This window comes from Flavobacterium sp. (assembly GCF_044357305.1).
In the GTDB taxonomy this organism is placed as follows: domain Bacteria; phylum Bacteroidota; class Bacteroidia; order Flavobacteriales; family Flavobacteriaceae; genus Flavobacterium.
In genome coordinates, this window is sequence record NZ_JBIKPS010000001.1 from 1 (window position 1) to 14,735 (window position 14,735).

A 14,735-nucleotide genomic window follows, 5' to 3' on the forward strand; every position below is an offset into this window, starting at 1 on the left:
AAAAAATGCAATTGCAAAACCAGTGTTCAGTGCTCGGTGCTCAGTAATACAAAACAAACAAAACAAATTGCCCTACTAAATTAAGCAGTAACAATATTCATCTGCGTAATCAGCGTAATCTGCGGGATAAAATTCAATAGTAATGTCAAAAATCAAAATCAATAACAAAAAAATCCGTTCTAATCCGCACAATCTGTGGCAAAAACAACTACTTGCTATATTATTCTATGCAAAGCGAAACGCCTAAACTACATTAAAAACCTATGAATCTATATGGTTAAAAAAATGCAATTGCAAAACCAGTGTTCAGTGCTCGGTGCTCAGTAATACAAAACACACAAAACAAATTGCCTTAATAATTTAGCAGTAACAATATTCATCTGCGTAATCAGCGTAATCTGCGGGATAAAATTCAATGGTAATGTCAAAAATCAAAATCAATAACAAAAAAATCCGTTCTAATCCGTGCAATCTGTGGCAAAAACAACTACTTGCTATGTTATTCTATGCAAAGCGAAGCGCCTAAACTACATTAAAAACCTATGAATCTATATAGTTAAAAAAATGCAATTGCAAAACCAGTGTTCAGTGTTCGGTGCTCAGTAATACAAAACAAACAAAACAAATTGCCCTACTAAATTAAGCAGTAACAATATTCATCTGCGTAATCAGCGTAATCTGCGGGATAAAATTCAATGGTAATGTCAAAAACAAATAAAATCCGTTCTAATCCGCACAATCTGTGGCAAAAAAACTACTTGCAATATTATTCTATGCAAAGCGAAGCGCTTAAACCACATTAAAAACCTATGAATCTATATGGTTAAAAAAATGCAATTGCAAAACCAGTGTTCAGTGCTCGGTGCTCAGTAATACAAAACAAACAAAACAAATTGCCCAACTAAATTAAGCAGTAACAATATTCATCTGCGAAATCTGCATAATCTGCGGGATAAAAATCAATAGTAATGTCAAAAATCAAAATCAATAACAAAAAAAATCCGTTCTAATCCGCACAATCTGTGGCAAAAACAACTACTTGCTATATTATTCTATACAAAGCGAAGCGCCTAAACCACATTAAAAACGTATGAATCTATATGGTTAAAAAATGCAATTGCAAAACCAGTGTTCAGTGCTCGGTGCTCAGTAATACAAAACAAACAAAACAAATTGCCCTACTAAATTAAGCAGTAACAATATTCATCTGCGTAATCAGCGTAATCTGCGGGATAAAATTCAATGGTAATGTCAATAACAAAAAAATCCGTTCTAATCCGTGCAATCTGTGGCAAAAAAACTACTTGCTATATTATTCTATACAAAGCGAAGCGCCTAAACTACATTAAAAACGTATGAATCTATATGGTTAAAAAATGCAATTGCAAAACCAGTGTTCAGTGCTCGGTGCTCAGTAATACAAAACACACAAAACAAATTGCCTTACTAAATTAAGCAGTAACAATATTCATCTGCGTAATCAGCGTAATCTGCGGGATAAAAATCAATAGTAATGTCAAAAATCAAAATCAATAACAAAAAAATCCGTTCTAATCCGTGCAATCTGTGGCAAAAATAACTACTTGCTAGAAATCTATGCAAAGCGAAGCGCCTTTATTGCATTAAAAACCTATGAATCTCCTATGTGGTTAAAAAAATAATAGCAATTTCAATAACAAATCACCAAGAAATAAACGGATAATTTTAAAATTGTTTGGGATTAAATAACAAAATTAATCCCCAAAACAATATTCCTTCCAATGTTGGGGATCCCATCATTTTTTAATCTGGACAAATGCGAAATATAAGTTTTATTCAATAGATTATTAGCATTCAAATTAACATCAAAAGCCATTTTGCCTAAAGTAACTTTCCCACCAAAACCCAAATTCAATAAAGTATAATCGTTGGATTTGGTTTCAAACGGACCTGGATTATTTTGATTTAAAGTATGTTCTACATTTAAAACTGCAAAACTATCTTTTAAATATTTAGTCGATTGGAATTCGGTTTTAAAGGAATTATTCCACTTGTTAGCCGGAATCAAAGGCAAGTTATCTCCGTTTTGTTTTTGACCCGTTACGCTTTCAAAACTACTCGTAATGTGTAACCAATCTAAAGGATGCGGATGAAAGTGAATTCCGGCTTCTCCACCAAATAAATTTGCGTTTTCTTGTTCATAATCATATGCATCATTTTCATCAATTACATTTCCATTTGGAGCAATAAAAATATAATTATTGATATGATTATAAAATCCGTTTACAAACAATTCAAAATGCGGATTTCTATATTCCAAATTCAAATCAGTTTGAAAATTTTGTTCGTTTTGCAAATTTGCATTTCCAATTTCATAGCGATTACTACCTTCATGAACGCCATTCGAAGTCAATTCTGCCAAGTTGGGAGCCCTAAATCCGGAAGCTAAATTCAATCGCAAAATGATATTTTCCTTCAAATTGGTTTTAAATCCTAAAGACGAATTAAAACTTTGGAATTTTTTATCGATAGCAGCAAAATAACCTTCTTCTCCTTCAATTCCATTTGTTTTAGAAGTCACTTCTCTATTGTCAAATCGGATTCCGGCTTGAAGTACATTCTTGTTCCATTCGTAATTGGCTGTGCCAAAAACTCCAAAATCATTCGTTGTTGCGTCCGGAATTAAATATTCCATCCCCGAATTAGTATTGGTTTGGTGCATTCCTTGCGTACCAATAATCGATTCTAATTTCCCGAATTTTGGTAAATAATACTTCACATTATAATTTAATGTTTTCAATTTCATACTTAAAACTGCCACATCACTATCTTCAAATTCGCTTCGGTCGTTGTTGATGTATCCTAAATCGGCTTCCAATTTTGAATTTTTAAAGAAAAAACTGTTATTCAAACTCAAAATCTGACTGTAAACGCCTTGTTTTGGAAACTCGGTAGTTTTACTATTGGATTGTTCTGCAATACCGTTTTCTGGAATTCCTAAATCTAATTTATTGTAATTGTATCTAAAAGTGGTAGAAAAACTGGAGTTAGAATATCCTAAAGCAGTTTTGAAATCCAGTTCTTTATATCGCGTATTGGTCACTCGATCTCCATCGGCAATTTTATAATCGGCATGTCTGGTATTGCTTATTCGAGTTGAAAATTTTAAATCTTCCCCAGATAATTTATATCCTAAAGAAGAATTTGTCCCGTTGGTATTGCTGAAATATTTTTGATTGAAATTCAATTCAGAAGTATTGGGTTTCCCAAATTTTTCAGGATTAAAATACAAAACACCGCCAATAGCATCCGAACCATATAATAACGAAGCAGGTCCTTTGATAACTTCAACGCTTTCCACTCCAGCATCGTTCAGCCCTAGTCCGTGTTCTTCTCCAAATTGTTGGTTTTCCATTCGAACTCCTTGCGAATACACCAAAACTCGATTACCACTCAAACCACGAATTACGGGTTTTCCAATAGAAGTTCCCGTTGAAATTTGTGAAACTCCTGGTATAGTTGCCAAACCTTCCATTAAGGTAGAAGTTCCTTTTTGTTGCAGCGCTTTCATCGATTGGTGTTCTACTTTCATCACATTTTGCGATTGCAATTTATTAAATGCTGTAGAAATAATTACCTCATCCATTTGGTGTATGGTCTCCTCCAAAACAACATCCATATTAATTTCTTTTTGATTCATCAAAAGTGATTTGGATTGTGTTGCAAATCCTATAAAGGAAAATACTATTTTGAAATTTCCAGAAGGTAAATTAGTGAAAACATAGGCTCCAGAAGCATCGGAAATGGTTTCCTTATGAATTTCTGGAATAGAAATGGTTACGCCAAGCATTGGCTTATTTTGAATGTCTTTGATAGTTCCTGTAATTTTGTTTTGCGCGTTAGCAAACAACGAAAACCCTAATAGTAGGGCGTATAAAAATGATTTCATTTTGAGAAAATTTTAGATTATTTCTATCGGAACCATTAAGAAATTAAGGTTCATTAAGAAACAATTTGATTATTGTTTAATTTTAATTGAGGAATTAAGCAATAATTGGCGGTGCTCGAAGTGCAAAAAGACTGCCTCGAAAGGATTGGGTTATTTCTTTAGAATAGAAATAAGAATACGAAACTGGGATTAGCTCTTTCTTAAAGGTGAAAGAAAAAATATCCGATTTTATAGAGGTGCTAAAGGTAAATTCACAAGCAAAACAATGGTCAGAATCGTGGTGACTATGGCCAACTTCTGTTTTGTTAATGGCGTATTTATGGTGGCATTGCTTCTCTGAAAAGGCTTTTTGGATATGATCATAAGAGTGAACTGATTGTAGCGTTATTGCGAACAATATTGCCAAACCAAAAAGCATACTTAGTATAGAATCTTTTCTTTTCATCGCTGCAAATATAGAATAGAAAAGCAAAAAACCATTTGAATTAACAAATTTTATGATTTGAAAATGCAAATGGTTCTATAATGGTAACTATTAAACTAGTTTATGCGCCACTAAATATTCCGCAATTTGAATGGTATTGGTGGCAGCACCTTTTCTTAAATTATCGGCAACAATCCACATGTTTAGGGAATTGGCTTGGCTTTCGTCGCGGCGAATTCTTCCAACAAAAACATCGTCTTTTCCTTGTGCGAATAAAGGCATAGGGTAGGTATAGGTGTCGTTGTTATCTTGTACCACCACGCCATCGGTATGGTGCAAAATAGAACGAATTTCACTCACATCAAAATCGTTTTCAAATTCGATATTCACCGCTTCACTATGTCCGCCTACTATAGGTACACGAACTGCTGTTGCGGTAACTGCAATAGAATTATCGCTTAGTATTTTCTTGGTTTCTTTAACCAATTTCATTTCTTCTTTGGTGTAACCGTTTTCTTCAAAACTATCGCATTGCGGAATGGCATTGCGGTGAATTGGGTATTTGTAAGCCATTTCACCTTGCACTCCTGCATATTCATTTTCTAGTTGTTGCACCGCTTTCACTCCGGTTCCGGTGATGGATTGGTAGGTAGAAACAATAACGCGTTTGATTTTATATTTGGCATGCAAAGGTGCCAAAACTAAAACCATTTGTATGGTAGAACAGTTTGGATTTGCAATGATTTTATCGTCTTTGGTCAATTGGGAAGCATTGATTTCGGGAACGATTAATTTTTTAGTAGCATCCATTCGCCAAGCCGAGGAGTTATCGATAACGGTGGTTCCTGCTTCCGCAAATTTAGGAGCCCAAACCAAAGAGGTTTCGCCTCCTGCAGAAAACAAAGCAATATCTGGACGCAGGTCAACAGCGGTTTGCATGCCTACCACTTTATATTTTTTCCCTTTAAATTCGATTTCTTTTCCCACTGATTTTTCCGATGCCACCGGAATTAACTCGGTAACAGGAAAATTTCGTTCTGCCAAAACTTGAAGCATTACTTCGCCAACCATTCCGGTAGCGCCAACCACAGCAACTCTCATATACTATTATTTAGATTTTAATAAAATTAACGAAAAACAAAAGTAAACAGAAATTTGTTTTTAGGGGAAGTTTTGAATTAAAAATTATTGTTTACTTTATTGTAGGCAAAGATTCTAATAGGTTTTTATCCGCGTTGCTTTGCATCCGTTTTATCTGCTTCCAATTTAGTAATAGCACGCTGATTTTACAGATATTCTAACGCAGATTCAAACGAATTTTTTATCCGCGTTGCTTGCATCCGTTTTATCTGCGTCCAATTTAATCCTGCAATCGGAATAGCACGCCGATATTACAGATATTCTAACGGACTTGTACTATCGTAACCATCATCAAAACTCAAACCGCAACTGCACCACTACCGTTTTTTTTATATCGGTATTCAAGTTGTTTAACGAAATGCCCAGCAACCGCACCGAGTCTTTCATGCGTTCTTGGAACAATAATTCTTTTGCAGTTTCCAATAGCAAACCTTTATCGGCAATAAAGTAAGGCAGGGTTTTGCTTCGGGTTTGGGTAGTAAAATCGCTGTATTTTATTTTCAAAGTAACCGTTTTTCCTGAAAGGGTATATTTCTTGAGCCGTTTTTCCAGTTCGGCAGCAATTCGTTCTAATTTTTCCAACATAAAAATCTCTGAAGTTAGATTTTCATTAAACGTATGCTCTGCTGCAACCGACTTCGAAATTCTATTCGGTTTCACTTCACTGCTGTGAATTCCTCTGACAATATTGTAATAAAATCCGCCACTTTTGCCAAAATGGTGTTCTAGATATTCTTTGGTTTTAGACTTTAAATCTTTACCCGTAAAAATACCATGTTGGTACATTTTCTCTTTAGTCACCTTGCCAATTCCGTAGAACTTTTTAATCTCTAAGTTTTCTAAAAATCGTTCTACTTCTTCTGGATTTACTGTTTTTTGACCGTTGGGTTTGTTGTAATCACTGGCAATTTTGGCAACAAATTTATTTACCGAAATCCCCGCAGAAGCATTTAAACCTACTTCTTCATGAATACGTTTCCGAATTTCTTGAGCAATCAAACTTGCACTTGGATTCCCTTTTTTATTTTGCGTAACATCCAAATACGCTTCGTCTAAGGAAAGCGGTTCTACTAAATCCGTATAATCCAAAAAGATTTTCCGTATTTTGTTAGAGATTTCTTTATAGCGGTCAAAACGAGGTCGTACAAAAATTAAATCGGGGCAATTTCGTTTGGCTTGCACGCCACTCATGGCACTTCGTACCCCAAATTTTCGAGCCTCATAACTCGCTGCCGAAACCACGCCACGAACTTCACTTCCACCAACAGCCAATGGTTTTCCTCGAAGTTCGGGAAAGTCCATTTGCTCCACCGAAGCGTAGAACGCATCCATATCTACATGGATTATTTTTCGTAATTGGATTTCTTCTGACACAGTACAAATTTAGTTTTTTTATTGCACCAAGAAATAGTATTTTTGAACAAAACAATAAGGTTATGATAGAAATAGAACGAAAATTTTTAGTGACTTCTACGGCATTTATAGCCGAATCTTTTACGCAACACCACATTGCGCAGGGCTATCTTAATTCCAATCCTGAAAGAACGGTTCGCATCCGAATAAAAGGAAACAAAGGTTTTATAACCATCAAAGGAATTGGGAATGCAAGTGGTGCCTCTCGATTGGAATGGGAAAAAGAAATCCCTCTTGAAGAAGCCCAACTATTATTCCCTTTATGTGAAAAGGGTGCTATAGAAAAAACCCGTTACGAAGTAAAATCAGGAAAACACGTTATAGAAATAGATGTTTTTCACGGAGAAAATGAAGGCTTAATTCTTGCCGAAATAGAGCTAAAAAATGAAAATGAAGCCGTAGAAAAACCATTTTGGCTTGGTGCAGAAGTAACTGGAGATAAGCGCTATTATAACTCTTATCTCAGTTTACATCCGTATAAAAGTTGGTAATTTATTTTTGTAAAACCTCCATAGAAACATTGATATAACCAGCGCCACTACTAGAGGCAATAGTAAAAAATGCTTTTTTAGATAAGTCTATTTCGCGACCTCTCACAAATGGACCTCTATCCGTTATTTCCACCACTACCGATTTACCGTTAGTAGCATTAGTCACCCGAACTATAGTTCCAAAAGCAAGTGTTTTGTGCGCTGCTGTTAATTTGTTCATGTCGTAAACTCTTCCGCTTGCAGTGCGCCTTCCATGAAATTTATTAGCATAATAAGATGCCCGAGCACTTTTTTTGTAAGGCTTAAATTTACCTTTATATGCAACAACAGAATCGGTAATTATGGTTTCCTTTTCTGGTAATTTAATTTTTTTAATCGTGTCTCTGCTAGTTACTTTAGTGTCTTTTTTCCCAACTAAAATAGATTGCGCAAAAAAACTCGTGCCAATTAAAGCAATACTAAGAAATAGTAAAATGGATAATGTTTTTTTCATCTTGGATAATCTGTAATTTAAAAAATGCTAATTTAGTAGGGATGTTTTTTTTACAAAATAACTAAATGGGGCAAAGCATTTTTTATTAAAACCACAAATGCCATGGAATTCTCGCTACTATTAACACCAATCCTAATCCGTAAAAAACAGCAATAGATTTAAATTTAGATTCGCTAGTAGCAGCTTTTTTATGTTTAGACCATCCTATAGTAATTAATACAATCGCAATGATATTAATTAAGGGATGCTCTAATGAAGTTAATCGTAACGAAGCGTCACTCATTTGACCTAAGCTTGCCTTTCCTAAAGGGGAAACAAAATATAAAATTAATCCAACTAGTAATTGAATGTGGATAAATACCAAGCCGAATAAAGCTATTTTTCTGTCTTTTTCGGTAAATTCTTTTTTAGAACTTAACCCAATTACAGAATTTAGAACTGTAATTACTAACAATAAAAGCGCTAAATAAGCCCAGCCAGAATGAAATTTTTGAAGAAAATCGTACATAAAAAGTAATTTAGTTTTAACAAATATATCAAAAAAAATGGAAAATAAAAACGTAAATTAATACCAGTTTAATTTAATTTAATTACAAAGCAGTTATTAATTACTGACTAATAACAACTTAGGCATGAATAAAAATCCTATTTGGATTATCATTTCCAAAAGAAAAAAACGCCCTATCGTTCCTTTTTCAAGTCTTCGGCTACTTTTTCCAATTCCATATACCAGTCCTCTCCAAATCTTCGAATTAAAGCTTCCTTCACAAATTTATAAATAGGAACTTGTAGCTCTTTTCCTAAAGAACAAGCGTCATCACAAATATCCCATCGATCATAATTTACTGCAGCAAATTCGGTAAAGTCTTTCACACGAATAGGATACAAATGACACGAAACTGGTTTTTTCCATGAAATTACACCTTGGTTATAAGCTTGTTCGATACCACAAAGGGCAGTTTTACCATCAAAAATAACATAAGCACAATCCTTATTATCTATAAGCGGCGTTTCCAAATCTTGATCGGTGCCTTTAACCCAAGTGCCCAATCGCTCGATGGCCTCGATACCTTCCTTGCGAAGAAATGGTTTTACCTTTGGGTAAATGGCTTCCATTATTTTAGTTTCTTCTTCGCTCAAAGGTGCACCCGCATCACCATCTACACAACAAGCGCCATGGCAAGCAGAAAGGTTGCAAACAAAATCTTTTTCTAATATATCTTCCGAAACGATGGTTTTTCCTAATTGAAACATGGCTGCTGCTAATTTTAAATATCGCCAAAGGTACAACGGATTTTTATTTTTTTGCCAAGAGTTATTTATCCTAAAATTAACAAAGGCATTAGTTGGTTAGTATTTGTAAAGGCTTAATTTTGCAAACTAAATAGAACTATTATGTTAGGATTTGATTTTAAAGAAATTGCCACTATCGGAATGGTGCTTTTTGCTGTAATTGATATTGTAGGAACGATTCCGATTGTAGTAGATTTAAGACAAAAATATGGTCATATTGAATCGGAAAAAGCTACTATAGCTGCAGCAATTATCATGATAACCTTTCTTTTCGTAGGAGAAGAATTGCTAAATTTAATTGGAATTGATGTACATTCGTTTGCTGTTGCAGGTTCTTTTGTTTTATTTTTTCTAGCCTTAGAAATGATTTTGGGCATCCGCCTTTATAAGGAAGAAGAAGCTAGTTCGGCATCTATAGTACCACTTGCATTTCCTTTAATTGCAGGTGCTGGAACAATGACTACTTTGCTTTCCTTACGTTCCCAATTCCAAACCGTTAATATTGTTGTTGCCATCATATTAAATATAATTATAGTATATATAGTCCTAAAATCATCGGCTAAAATCGAAAAAATGTTAGGCAAAAATGGTTTGGGAGTTATCCGAAAAACCTTTGGGGTAGTACTCTTGGCGATTGCTGTTAAATTATTTGCGGCTAATGTTAAAGGATTATTCGTTTAATTCCTTTTTCACTATTTTTACACTTTAAATTCCTACTATGAAAATTTTTACTACTATATTGATTGTTATTGCAATTGGACTTGTCATTTTTAACTTAACAATGTTGGATTTCAAGAAACCTTTTGAAGGGAATAGCATGATAGCATTGATTGGTGTTGTGGCTTCTTTTTGCGCAGTTTTCATCCTTCTTATTTTTAAAATGTCTAAAAAAATTGAAGACAAACTTAAAAATCAATAAATTTTAATACCTAATTTATGTTGGATGTTTTAATAATTGGCGGAGGAGTTTCTGGAGTTTCTTGCGCATTGGTTTTAGGTTCTGCAAAAAACAAATCTTTTGTTTCCGACAAGAAAATTGCAATTATTACCCACCAAAAAACTTCTGCCTTACAAGAAGCCTTATTCAATAATGCTTACGGAATCCCCGCAGGCAAATTAGGCTCTGAACTTCTAAGAGAAAGTTTGGAACAACTTGAAAATTTATATCCTCATATTACACAAATGGAAGGCGAAAAAGTAATTGCGGTAACTGGAGAACATCCAAATTTTACCGTTGTAACGAATAAAAACACCTACCCTACTAAAAATATTGTGGTTGCTATTGGCGCTTCGAACACTTTTGCAATTGAAGGTTTAATGCACTATGTAGAACCTCATAAAAAATCGATTGCTGAAAAACTACGCATCCAACTCCATAACGACGACCATTTAGTTGCCGATGGAATTTATGTTGCCGGAACCCTTGCAGGCCATCGAAGTCAATTGGCAATTGCTGCCGGAAGTGGCGCTGCAGTTGCAACAGATATTTTGACAGTATGGAATGATGGAATTTCGAGTCAAAGTCACGATTCTATAAAGAAATAATTACTTCTTCATAACTGCCTTAATCATATTATCGTCTTTCAAGATAATTTGATAGTATTGGTTTTCACCAAATAATTGTCGGGCGAATTCTGCAGTGATATATCGGTTTACGACCTCCGTGTTTTTAGTTAAGTTGAGATCAATACCCGCTTTAAATAAATACTTTTGAAATTGTTTTAAATAAAAAGTATCCTTTTGCATTTGAACTTGAAATTGCTCTATTTTTAAACCTCGAAATGCTTTTGGATTTTGATCTAATTGTTCAAAGACAAAGTGTCCTACAACACCTGTTTGCAAAATATATTCCAAACTTTCAGTACCTTGTGTAACTTCTAAAGGAACAAAAACATCAGGAACAATACCACCACCACCATAAACGATTCTTCCTTTTTTTGTTTTAAATTTTAAAGAATCGGCAATTTTTATTTTGTCTTTTTCGTATAATTCGCCACTTTCAAATCGGCTTTCCGATTCTTTATAGTAATCTTCGCTATCGCCTTTTTTATAATGTTTTTGGATAGAACGCCCACTTGGCGTGTAATATCTTGCAATGGTTAACCGAACGGCAGAACCGTCGTCAAAGTCCATTTCGCGTTGCACTAATCCTTTCCCGAAAGATCTTCTTCCGTAAATAGTTCCGCGGTCATTATCTTGAATAGCCCCTGCTAAAATTTCACTAGCCGATGCCGAATTTTCATCAATTAAAACCGAAACTCTACCCGATTCAAAATCGCCATCTTCAGTGGCAAATGTTTTATCTGTAGTGCCTTTTTTGTTTTTTGTGAAAACAATTAGCTCTTTATCTTTTAGTAATTCATCGGCAATTTGAACTGCCATTTCCATAAATCCGCCACCATTATTACGCAAATCTATTACCAACGAGTTGATGCCGCCTTTCTTTAATTGCAAAAGTGCAGTATGAAATTCTTGCCCAGTAGTTTCTGCAAAACGATTGATTTTTATATAGCCAGTAGTTTTATTCAATAGTAGGGCAACATCCACACTTTTAATAGCAACCACATCGCGTTTTACCTTAACTTTAAGTCTTTTATTTTCCGATTTTCTGTAAACGGTTAAGGTTACTTCCGAATCTTTTTCGCCTTTTAATTTGCTGAATAATATTTCATTATTAAGTTTTTTGCCAAATAACTGGAAGTTGTCTGCGTACAAAATTCGGTCTCCTTCTTTAATTCCTGCTTTTTCTGCCGGACCATTTTTAATAGGTTTAATAACAGCAATAGTATCTTTGTACGAATAAAAATTAACGCCAATTCCTACAAAATCACCTTTCATACTTTCGGCAATAGAAGATTGCTCGCTTGGTGGCACATACACCGAATGCGGATCTAGATTGGCCAAAATAGTAGTAACGGTTACATCTACAATAGAGTCGGTTTTTACGTCGTCTACATATTCGTTATCAATAAAATCTAGTAATTTATTGAGTTTAGTCTTATAATACTTCTTTCCTAATGTAGTTTTGGATGTTGGATAATTTATGAATCCACCAATTACAATTCCCAATGCAACGCAAGAGAAAAACAAAAGTGGCAAATAGGTTTTTTCAATTTTCATTTAAGGATAGGTGTTATTCAGCGATAGATACAGAAGAACAAAAGTATGAAATTGAATTCACAAATAATGGATTAGTTTTTTAGTTAATTTCTAAAAAAAAATAGATACCGAAGCAAATCTATCTTCAGGAAAACACCCTAAATTATTTGGTCTTTACAGTTAGTTTTGGCATTTGGTTTTTATTCAAGGCCTTTCCAAATGAAAATTTTATCCCAAGAGCAGGGATTAATTGATTAGAGACAGAATAGAATTTTTGATACGGCCCATCTAAAATAACATCATACTTGGTATGGTTGTATTCTAATCCAAAAAAAGCGGTCAGGACATCATTTAAAAAGTAATTAAATTTTGTTCCAATAAAAAAATCGTTCCCCGTTATTTTATATTCGGACAATTCCGATTTGTTATAAATTGTGGCATTCCCAAACCCTAATCGGCTTTCAAAATACATTTTATTGTTCTTTAAAAAATTTCGATATCCCACAAATAGATGAGAAGAATTACTATAGGCGCTACTAAAATCTCCTATTATTTCAGAATCTATACTGGAAAAATAATGTTGTTGGAAGTTTGCACCTATTAAAAAATTTCTTCGAACGTTTAGTTGTATTTCAGAATCAAAACCAAAAGCATTAGTATATCCCTTGTTCAGAAAATTATCTCCCAACGAAATTGGCAAATTCGGCGCAAAAGACAAGGAAAATCGTCTTAATACATTTTCTTGTGCTTTAGCATTAAAAAGAAAAAGCAACCCTAATATAAGTGTTATTTTTTTCATCTTTTTAATTGTAATTAATTAGTTTAATTATCCCAAAATTATAATAAGTGCCGTTCAAACTATTAATAAAACCATAATAATACGGAGGATGATTGCCGTCCTCTTGCAACAAAACGGAGTGGTTTTGCATGTTTATTATATTTTTATTTACAAAACCTAAAGAGTAATTATAATTGGCTTTAGGAGCCGAAACATATATCTTTCCATCATTATCTGAAAAAACTTCTTTAACAGAAATTCGAACGGTACTTCTAAAGGTATATAACTCTGCCGATTGGTTTGCTAATGGCATTCCATTTTCATTAACTAAATACGCTTCAAGAACAATTCTAGAATTATTCTCATATTTAAATGGCGGTGAAGATTCGCCTCCACAGCTAAATAAGAAAATAGTTGCTAAATATAAAATGGCTTTTTTCATAACTCGTTCTTTAAATTAGTATCAAATAAAACAGAAGATGAAAATTAATTATAATTTTCATCTTCCTACGAAACAATGCGCTAATGAAATATAAATATAATGAAAAAAGGGAGATAAGACTACTATTCCAAATCTTCAATTTGCGCTACTTCAATTCCGGCTTTAACCAAAAAGTCAATTCCAGAAGTATCGCGATAACCATTTTTATAAACTACTCGCTTAATTCCCGACTGGTGAATTAGTTTGCTACACTCTTTACAAGGTGAAAGTGTGATGTATAAAGTTGCGTTGTCGCAAGTTTGAGTAGAACGTGCCACTTTTAATATAGCATTGGCTTCGGCATGAAGCACATACCATTGGGTTAGCCCTTCGGTATCTTCACAACAGTTTTCAAAACCTGATGGGGTTCCGTTATAACCATCCGAAATAATCATTCTATCGCGAACTATTATGGCTCCTACTTGTTTGCGCTTGCAATAGGAAAGCTTGCTCCATTCGGCAGCAATTCTCAAATAAGCTTTGTCGTATTTATTTTGTTTTTTATCTGTCATGTCATTTGCCGCTAAGGCACTAAGGCGCAAAGTTTAAATTGTTGTAGTGTACAAATATAGTTAGGGTTTGGCTTACTAAACAACTTATTTCTTCCAAATTGGATTTTCTATAATCAAAGGCACTACTACACCTATTACAAAACTAGACATGATAAGAGTAAAATCGCGCTTATTAAATCGGAGTAAATTCTGTACTATGAAGGCTAAAATTAAAACAGCAATTACTACAATTATTTGAGCACCTTCTATACCGAGAGCAAATTCTAATAATGGTAAGAGTTTCTCTGTAGGTTTTCCGGGTAAAATAGTATTGAAATAATTAGAAAATCCCAATCCGTGGATGATTCCAAAGAAAATTGTTACTCCAGCAATAAAACTAATGTTTCCGTTTTTGGATGATTTTCCGACTAAAATAAGATTCGAAAATGCCGTTATAAAAATAGTAATCGGGATTAATAATTCTACCCACTTAGACTGCACCGTTACTATATTAAAAACCGATAGAAATAAAGAAATAGTGTGACCAAGAGTAAAACACGAAACTAGAATAATTATTCGTTTCCAATCTTTAGCAACATAAGGAACCGTTAGGGCAATTAAAAAAAGTAAGTGGTCGTAAGCATGTATGTCCAACACATGGGTAAGACCTATTTTTAAAAAAATTATAAATTCGTCCATCAATA

General features: G+C 34.0%; 16 protein-coding genes. 4 read left to right on the forward strand and 12 right to left on the reverse strand.

The features are described from left to right. Nucleotides 1-1,720: 1,720 nt before the first annotated feature. The 4 genes from ACIQ2J_RS00005 to dinB form a co-directional block, all read right to left on the reverse strand. Complete coding sequence (locus tag ACIQ2J_RS00005) at nt 1,721-3,928, reverse strand: TonB-dependent receptor domain-containing protein (protein ID WP_396165174.1); 2,208 nt, start codon at nt 3,926-3,928, stop codon at nt 1,721-1,723. Nucleotides 3,929-4,022: 94 nt separating this feature from the next. Next, a complete protein-coding gene (locus ACIQ2J_RS00010; protein WP_396165177.1) occupies nt 4,023-4,373 on the reverse strand; it encodes a hypothetical protein in 351 nt (116 codons plus the stop codon). A 90-nt stretch (nt 4,374-4,463) separates the two neighbouring features. Beyond that, nucleotides 4,464-5,453, reverse strand: a complete 990-nt coding sequence (locus ACIQ2J_RS00015; protein ID WP_396165179.1) for an aspartate-semialdehyde dehydrogenase — start codon at nt 5,451-5,453, stop codon at nt 4,464-4,466. 330 nt (nt 5,454-5,783) lie between these two features. Then, nucleotides 5,784-6,866: a DNA polymerase IV gene (gene dinB / locus ACIQ2J_RS00020; RefSeq protein WP_396165182.1), complete on the reverse strand. Its 1,083-nt coding sequence runs from the start codon at nt 6,864-6,866 to the stop codon at nt 5,784-5,786. A 62-nt stretch (nt 6,867-6,928) separates the two neighbouring features. Here dinB and ACIQ2J_RS00025 point away from each other — a divergent pair, with 62 nt between their 5' ends. After that, nucleotides 6,929-7,396 (forward strand): CYTH domain-containing protein, encoded by a 468-nt coding sequence (locus ACIQ2J_RS00025; RefSeq protein ID WP_396165185.1) that lies wholly within the window; start codon nt 6,929-6,931, stop codon nt 7,394-7,396. 1 nt (nt 7,397) lies between these two features. Here the strand turns inward: ACIQ2J_RS00025 and ACIQ2J_RS00030 are convergent, their stop codons facing one another. From ACIQ2J_RS00030 to ACIQ2J_RS00040, 3 genes are all read right to left on the reverse strand, one after another. After that, nucleotides 7,398-7,889, reverse strand: a complete 492-nt coding sequence (locus ACIQ2J_RS00030) for a septal ring lytic transglycosylase RlpA family protein (protein WP_396165187.1) — start codon at nt 7,887-7,889, stop codon at nt 7,398-7,400. 85 nt (nt 7,890-7,974) lie between these two features. After that, nucleotides 7,975-8,397, reverse strand: a complete 423-nt coding sequence (locus ACIQ2J_RS00035) for a hypothetical protein (RefSeq protein WP_396165189.1) — start codon at nt 8,395-8,397, stop codon at nt 7,975-7,977. A 173-nt stretch (nt 8,398-8,570) separates the two neighbouring features. After that, the gene (locus tag ACIQ2J_RS00040) at nt 8,571-9,143 is read right to left on the reverse strand and encodes a DUF3109 family protein (protein ID WP_396165191.1); all 573 of its coding nucleotides are present in this window, start codon (nt 9,141-9,143) and stop codon (nt 8,571-8,573) included. 141 nt (nt 9,144-9,284) lie between these two features. Here ACIQ2J_RS00040 and ACIQ2J_RS00045 point away from each other — a divergent pair, with 141 nt between their 5' ends. From ACIQ2J_RS00045 to ACIQ2J_RS00055, 3 genes are read left to right on the forward strand one after another with little or no spacing between them, the layout of a single operon-like run. Further along, nucleotides 9,285-9,863, forward strand: coding sequence for a MarC family protein (locus ACIQ2J_RS00045; protein WP_396165193.1), 579 nt, complete (start codon nt 9,285-9,287; stop codon nt 9,861-9,863). 37 nt (nt 9,864-9,900) lie between these two features. Continuing rightward, nucleotides 9,901-10,101 (forward strand): hypothetical protein, encoded by a 201-nt coding sequence (locus ACIQ2J_RS00050; RefSeq protein WP_396165196.1) that lies wholly within the window; start codon nt 9,901-9,903, stop codon nt 10,099-10,101. 17 nt (nt 10,102-10,118) lie between these two features. Beyond that, nucleotides 10,119-10,727 (forward strand): FAD-dependent oxidoreductase, encoded by a 609-nt coding sequence (locus ACIQ2J_RS00055; RefSeq protein WP_396165199.1) that lies wholly within the window; start codon nt 10,119-10,121, stop codon nt 10,725-10,727. Here the strand turns inward: ACIQ2J_RS00055 and ACIQ2J_RS00060 are convergent, their stop codons facing one another. The 5 genes from ACIQ2J_RS00060 to ACIQ2J_RS00080 all read right to left on the reverse strand — a co-directional run bounded on the left by ACIQ2J_RS00060 (nt 10,728) and on the right by ACIQ2J_RS00080 (nt 14,730). Next, nucleotides 10,728-12,302, reverse strand: a complete 1,575-nt coding sequence (locus ACIQ2J_RS00060; RefSeq protein ID WP_396165201.1) for a S41 family peptidase — start codon at nt 12,300-12,302, stop codon at nt 10,728-10,730. Between the two features lie 142 nt (nt 12,303-12,444). Continuing rightward, nucleotides 12,445-13,080, reverse strand: a complete 636-nt coding sequence (locus tag ACIQ2J_RS00065) for a hypothetical protein (protein WP_396165204.1) — start codon at nt 13,078-13,080, stop codon at nt 12,445-12,447. Nucleotides 13,081-13,084: 4 nt separating this feature from the next. Further along, nucleotides 13,085-13,501, reverse strand: a complete 417-nt coding sequence (locus ACIQ2J_RS00070; protein WP_396165207.1) for a hypothetical protein — start codon at nt 13,499-13,501, stop codon at nt 13,085-13,087. A 122-nt stretch (nt 13,502-13,623) separates the two neighbouring features. After that, nucleotides 13,624-14,052, reverse strand: a complete 429-nt coding sequence (locus tag ACIQ2J_RS00075; protein WP_396165210.1) for a deoxycytidylate deaminase — start codon at nt 14,050-14,052, stop codon at nt 13,624-13,626. Nucleotides 14,053-14,136: 84 nt separating this feature from the next. Continuing rightward, nucleotides 14,137-14,730 carry a HupE/UreJ family protein gene (locus tag ACIQ2J_RS00080; RefSeq protein ID WP_396165211.1) on the reverse strand — a complete coding sequence of 198 codons (594 nt, stop codon included), beginning with the start codon at nt 14,728-14,730 and terminating at the stop codon, nt 14,137-14,139. Nucleotides 14,731-14,735 lie beyond the last annotated feature (5 nt).